The organism is Streptomyces sp. NPDC006335 (assembly GCF_040612795.1).
Classification (GTDB): Bacteria; Actinomycetota; Actinomycetes; order Streptomycetales; family Streptomycetaceae; genus Streptomyces.
Window position 1 is genome coordinate 1 of the sequence record NZ_JBEXQX010000050.1, and the last position, 3,492, is coordinate 3,492.

A 3,492-nucleotide genomic window follows, 5' to 3' on the forward strand; every position below is an offset into this window, starting at 1 on the left:
GGGGTGTGCCTGCTGCGTGGCACCGGCTTGATGGTGGCCATCCTCGGAGTGCTGAAGGCGGGCGCCGCCTACCTCCCGATGGACGCCGACCACCCCGGTCAGCGGATGCGATACATGCTTCAAACCGCCGGGGCGGCGCTGGTGATCACCCGGAGCGAGGTGGCGGACAGGCTCGAATCGACCACCGTGCCGCAGTTGCTGATCGACGGTGACCAGGCGGCGATCGACAAGCTACCGACCGCAGATCTCCCGCCGCAGGCGGGCCCGGGGAACCTGGCCTACGTCATCTTCACCTCGGGCTCGACCGGCAGGCCCAATGGCGTGTTCATCGAGCACTCCGCCATGAGCGTGCGACTGGCGGAGCTGGGCCGCCAGTACGGGATCACCCCGGGCGACAGCACCCTGCAGTTCGCCTCCATCACCTTCGACGCGACAGTGGATCAGCTGCTCACGGTCCTCATGTACGGCGGGAGGCTGGTGCTGCGCGGCGCCGAACTGTGGACTCCGGCGCAAGTGCTGCGGGAAATCCGGGCACAGCGGATCACCATGGTGGAGATGACGCCCGCGGTCTGGGAGCTGGCCATCTCCGACCCCTCGGCAGGCTACGGGCTGGGCCCGGACTTCCGCCTGCTGAATCTCGGCGGCGAGGCGGTGCCGGCACGGGTGCTGGCCGATTGGTTCGAGCAGACCTCGGTGCCCGTACTCAACACCTATGGGCCGACGGAGACGACGATCACGTCGATGGCGTGGCTGATGCGGGAAGCGGCTTCGCCGGTGCCGATCGGGCTGCCGGTCGCCGGGACGACGGTGCATGTTCTCGACAGCCGGCTGCGCCCGGTGCCGGTCGGAGTGGCGGGTGAACTGTTCATCGGCGGCCCCGGCGTCGCCCGCGGATACGGAGGCCGCCCCGCACTGACCGCGCGCCGGTTCATCGCCGACCCGTTCGCGGCAGACGGCTCGCGCATGTACCGGACCGGCGACCGGGTGCGATGGAACGCCTGGGGACGGATGGAGTTCCTGGGCCGGGCCGACGACCAGGTCAAGATCCGCGGAGTCCGGATCGAACCCGGGGAGATCGAGGCCGCGCTCGCCGCCCATCCCGGCGTACAGGTGGCGGTGGTGACCCCGTTCGGTGAGTCGGCGCGGGCACGACTGGTGGCCTACGTCGTCCCCGCCGACCCGTCCAAAGGCATCCCTGACTCGGGCGATCTGCGCGGGCACCTGCGCGAGAGCCTGCCGGAATCCATGATCCCGTCAGTGTTCGTCGAGTTGGCGGCCCTGCCCCTGACCTCAAGCAACAAGGTCGACCGCGCCGCACTGCCGGTGCCCGACATCGACCGTCCCGACGAGGACGGCTCCCACGTTCCGCCCTCGACCCCCACCGAGGAACTGCTGGCCGGGATCTGGGCCGAGCTGCTCGGGGTGGACCGGGTCGGGGCCGAGGACAACTTCTTCGAACTCGGGGGCCACTCACTGCTGGCCACCCAGGTGATCTCCCGCGTTCGCGACGCGTTCGGGACCGAGGTGCCGCTGGCAGCCTTGTTCGACCGGCCGACGGTGCGCGAACTCGCCCGGGTGGTCGAGGAACAGATCTTGGACGAGATCGAGCGCATGTCAGATGACGAAGTGCTCCAGGCACTTGGTGGTTACGGACAGGACGCACGGCCCAGCGAGGATGGTATTTCCTGATGGCTGCTTCTCCCGCAGATCTTGTCAAGGACCTCGAAAAGCAGGGGGTGCGCTTCAACCTCCACGAGGGCCGGCTCCGTGTCTTCGCGCCGAAGGACGTGCTGACCGGCGACCTCCGGCAGCAACTCCAGGACTGGCGCGAAGAGATCGTGGAACTGCTGGGAACCCGGCAGGGCGGGCGCCGTGGCTCCGCTCCGTCGATCACCCGGACGGACCGGCGGGACCGGCTCCCGCTCTCGTTCGCACAGCAGCGGCTGTGGTTCCTCGACCAGCTCGAACCGGGATCGGCCGACTACAACGTGCCGATGCACCTGCGCCTGGACCGCGACATCGATGTGGCGGCGCTCCGCGCGGCGCTGACGGCCGTCGTCGCACGGCACGAGGTGCTGCGGACGCGGCTGGTGGCGGGCTCGGACGGGGTGGCGTACCAGGTCATCGACCCGCCGGGGCCGGTGCCGCTGCCGGTGGTGGACGTGTCCGCGACGGTGGACCCGGTGACCGTGACGCGACAGTTGGTGGCGGCTGAGGCGGCGGAGCCGTTCGACCTGACCGCCGGGCCGGTGCTGCGGGCCTGCCTGATCCGACTGGGCGCCGCCGGGCACGTGCTGGCGGTGTCCGTGCACCATGTGGCCTCGGACGAGTGGTCTGCACGGATCTTCGGCCGCGAGATGGAACTCCTGTACGAGGCGTTCCGTGCCGGTGAACCGGATCCGCTGCCGCCGCTTGAGGTGCAGTACGCCGACTACGCCGCCTGGCAGCGATCCTGGCTGACCGGGGACGTCCTTGACGACCAGCTGGCGTACTGGCGCCGGCAGCTGTCCGGGGCGCCGGTGCTGGAACTGCCCGTCGACCGCCCCCGCTCAAGGGTCTCGGACGGTCCGGCAGCCTCCGCACGGTTCGTGGTCCCCGCGCCGGTCGCGGACCGCCTGAAGGAGATCGCTCGCCGGAACGGCGCGACGATGTTCATGACGCTGCTGGCGGCGTCCGCCGTGCTGCTGGGCCGGTACTGCGGCCAGGACGACGTCGTGGTCGGCGCGCCGGTGGCCAACCGCAACCGGGCCGAGACCGACGAGCTCATCGGCTTCTTCGTCAACACCCTGGTCCTGCGCACCGACTTGTCGGGGGACCCGACCTTCGCCGAACTGCTGGGCAGGGTACGGGAGATGGCGCTGGGCGCCTACGAGCACCAGGACCTGCCCTTCGAGCAGCTGGTCGACGCGCTGGCCACCGAAAGGGACCGTTCCAGGGCCCCGCTGTTCCAGGTCCTGTTCAACTACGACCCCGCGGCCCCGGCCGACGGCACGCCCGAGCAGGGCGGCGCCGCCGGATCGGACGCCCGGGAGGACCTCTCCCTGGACACGTCGCCGCCGGCGCGGTTCGACCTCGTGATGGGGCTGGGAGAGATCCAGGCCAGTGGCGAACTGGTCGGCAGGATCGACTACCGGACGTCGCTGTTCGACGCCGCCACGGTGGAGCGGATGGCGGCACATCTCGTCAACGTGCTGACCGTCGTCGCCGAGGACGCGGAGCGGCGGATCGGTGATCTGCCTCTGTTGTCCACTGTCGAGCGGGTGCAGTTGCTCGCCGGTGGTGATGGTGCGGCGGTGGCGGTTCCGGGTGTGGGTGGGGTGCATGGGCTGGTTGCTGATCAGGTGTGGCAGCGTCCGGATGCGGTTGCGGTGGTGTGTGGTGCGCGTCAGGTGACGTTTGGGGCGTTGTGGGAGCGGGCGGGTCGGTTGGCGGGTCTGCTGCGTGCGGAGGGGGTGGGTGCGGAGTCGGTGGTGGGGCTGTGTCTGGAGCGTG

At 70.2% G+C, this 3,492-nt stretch carries 2 protein-coding genes; both read left to right on the forward strand.

From position 1 onward, the window contains the following. Positions 1 to 3: 3 nt before the first annotated feature. Complete coding sequence (locus tag ABZ098_RS44875; protein ID WP_356600883.1) at positions 4 to 1,689, forward strand: amino acid adenylation domain-containing protein; 1,686 nt, start codon at positions 4 to 6, stop codon at positions 1,687 to 1,689. Beyond that, the coding region (locus ABZ098_RS44880; protein ID WP_356600881.1) for a condensation domain-containing protein at positions 1,689 to 3,492 on the forward strand (1,804 nt) is incomplete at its 3' end. The genes ABZ098_RS44875 and ABZ098_RS44880, both read left to right, overlap by 1 nt.